Source organism: Nonomuraea sp. NPDC003201 (assembly GCF_053590415.1).
The window spans coordinates 1-3,131 of record NZ_JBSFTC010000618.1; the positions used below are offsets into that span (position 1 = coordinate 1).

General features: G+C 72.5%; 2 protein-coding genes. Both read right to left on the reverse strand.

Going from position 1 to position 3,131, the window contains the following annotated elements; all coding sequences use genetic code 11:
• The coding region (locus tag ACWDX9_RS61730) for an MFS transporter (RefSeq protein ID WP_449973186.1) at window positions 1–1,406 on the reverse strand (1,406 nt) is incomplete at its 3' end.
• 183 nt (window positions 1,407–1,589) lie between these two features.
• Window positions 1,590–3,131 (reverse strand): helix-turn-helix transcriptional regulator (locus tag ACWDX9_RS61735; RefSeq protein ID WP_449973187.1); only part of this gene is annotated, 1,542 nt, incomplete at its 5' end.

Sequence of the window (3,131 nt, forward strand, 5' to 3'; positions counted from 1 at the left end):
AGGACCTGCGCGGCGAGCTCGCCCGGCAACCCCCGTGCCGCCGAGACCGCCCCGTCGAGGCTGTCGCTGCCGGCCGCGACGGCTTCCGGTGGCAGGCCGCCGGGAAGTTCGCCGCTGATCCGGCTACGGTAGACGGCGGCGCCGATGCTGCCGATGATGGCGATGCCGAGCGAGATGCCCAGGTCGCTGCAGGTTGTCGCGAGCCCGGAGGCCGCGCCCGCCTTCTGCGGCGGCACAGAGCCCACGACGAGGTTGGTGGTCAGCGCCATGGACGGCGCGACCGCCGGATAGAGCACCATGAAGCCCGCGACCAGCAGCGGCAGCCCGCCGACGGCGCCGACCTGGGTGAGCATCAGGTAGCCGATCACCTGTACGACCAGTCCGGCCGCGATGAGATACCCCGGGCGGACCCGCCGTACCAGGATCGGGGAGACCGTCGAGACCAGCACCAGCAGGGCCGCCCCCGGCAGCACCCACAGCCCCGCCTGCAGCGGGGAGAGCCCCTCCACCAGCTGCAGGTACTGCGTGACCAGCAGGTACACGCCGCCGAGCGCGATCGCGGCCAGCAGGAAGACGCCCAGCGCACCGCTGACCGCGCGGTGGGCGAACAGCCGCACATCCAGCAGCGGCTCCGGCAGCCGCAGCTGGCGCAGCACGAACCACCCTCCGAACGCCAGCCCGACCACGATGCTCACCAGCGCCGTCGCGAGAGTGCCGGCCTTGCCCAGCTCTTTGACGCCGTAGACGACGGGCAGCAGTGTCGCCAGCGACAGCGCCACGCTGAACAGATCGGGCCGGCCCGCCGCCGGGTTGCGGTTGTCGGGCAGCAGCAGGAGGGCGCCGATCGCCACCACCACCATGACCGGCACGGCCACCAGGAACGCCGCACGCCAGGAGTACGTCTCCAGCAGCGCCCCGCCGAGCACGGGCCCGAGGCCGGTGCCCACGGAGATGCCGCCCGACCACACGCCGACGGCGACTCCCCGCTGCCGCGCGTCGGCGAACGTGGCGAAGATCAGGCCCAGGGTGGCGGGCATCTGGGTGGCGGCCGCGACGCCCAGGACGGCTCGCCACAGGATCAGCAGAGCGGGGTCGGAGGTGTTCGCGGCGGCCAGCGAGACCAGGGCGAAGACGACCGCGCCGGCGATAAGCAATCGGCGATGACCGATCCTGTCTCCCAGCGTGCCCATGGTGACCAGCAGCCCGGCCATCAGGAACCCGTATATGTCGATGATCCACAATGACTGGGTGCTGGTCGGCCGGAGCTCCGCGGCCAGCTGGGGAATGGCCAGGAACAGGATGGTGAGCATCATGAACAGCAACATGGCGGGCAGGACCAGCACCACCAGCCCGAGCCACTGCTTGAGACCGGCGCGCCGGCCGTCGTCGATATCCGCGGAAGACATGAACGTGTTCCTTCGGTGAATGTTCCGGGAGCGAGCCGATCCGGCACGCTCCAGGGCCGACGATGGGCTTGCGGGCATGGCACTCGTGTGCCCCACCGGCCCACATCGTCATGACCCGTGAGGGATTGACGCCCCCACGTTAGTAAGGCCCAGGCGGCCGCCGAATCAGTGAAATCGCCGGTCTCAGGCGGATCGCTCGGCGAGGACCAGCCGCATGAGCTCGGCCCGCGAGGTGATGCCGGCCTTCTGGAAGACCTTGCGCAGGTGGTAGTCCACGGTGCGTGGGCTGAGGAACAGCTGCCCGGCGATCTCCCGGTTGGTCAGCCCCTCTCCGACGGCCAGCGTGATGCGCAGTTCCTGTGGGGTGAGCGTGCTCAGCGTGTCCGCCTCGGGCGCGCGGGTCCGGGCCGACTCCCCGGTGGCGCGCAGCTCGCCCAGCGCGCGCTCGGCCCAGGTGAGGGCGCCGATGCGGCGGAAGGTCTCCGCCGCGGCGCGCAGGTGTTCCTGAGCCTCGGAACGTCGCCGGTCACGCCGCAGTTGCTCGCCGAACAGCAGTTCCGTCCGGGCGTGCTCCAGCGGAGCGTCCGACCTGGCATGCAGCCGCAGGCTCTCGGCGTAGTGGGCCTCGGCGCCTCCATCGGTGCGGACCAGCGCCTGGCAGCGGGCCGCGAGTGCGCCCAGGTCCGGCGAGGCGATGCGTTCGGTCCACCGCGCGTAGCGGGCCGTGGCCGCGGCGGCCCGATCCCGCTCGCCGGCGCGGACCAGGGCCTCGACGAGGTCGGGGACGATGGCCATGGCGAGGTCCGGGGGCGCGTCGGCGTCCCAGCCGCCCACCGCCTCGAAGTGCCGTACGGCCTCGCGATGCCTGCCCGCGACCAGCTCGATGAGCCCGAGTGCCCGCCTGGCGTAGAACTTGGTGTCGGCCAGGTCGCGGTCGCTCGCCTCGGCCAGCACGCCGGAGGCCAGCTCGCCGGCGTCCGCCCGGCCCCGGATGGCCGCGGACAGCGCGAGCAGCCCTCGGTTGCGGCATGCCGTGTTCGGCTGGCCGACCTCGGCGGCGAACTGGCAACCCTCCTCGGCGTGGGCCTCGGCGAGCCCCAGCCTGCCGCGCGAGATCTCATCAGCCGCCTGGTACTCGAGGTTCCACGCGAGCGCGCCGAGGGCGCCGCTGTTGCGTGCCAGTTGCCCGGCGTTGCGGAACAGGCGCCCGCTCAGCTCATGGTCGCCGAGCGCGCGGGTGATCGACCCCGCCAGGGTCATCGTGATCGGATCGGTGATCGATGCGATCACCGCGCGGTCGCGTACGGCCGGTCCCGGATCGCGGCCTGTTCGTGCCCGGCCGGCGTTGCGAAGGAGCAGGAGCAGCGCGTCCTCCGGGTCGTCCGAGTCGTCCGGGGCCGGCCCGATCCCGTCGAGCCAGTCGGCGAGGTCGGCCCAGGCCTGTGGCCGGTTGGCGCGGACACCGAGGTTGCCGTACATCGCGACGGTCGGGGCGAAGCGGCGCCGGTCGATCCGCAGGACGCGTGGGATCCAGGGCTTGATCAGGTCCATCGCGTCATCGGGCGAGCCGGCGAACTCGGCCACGATGGCTCGCATGACGGCCACGGAGATCCGGTCCGTCTCCTCCAGGGAGGGCTCGCGTTCGGCCTGATCGAGCAGCTCGGCGGCCGCGGCGGTGAACCCGCCCTGGGCGGCGGCGTGCGCGGCGGTCCACAGCCGCCGTCC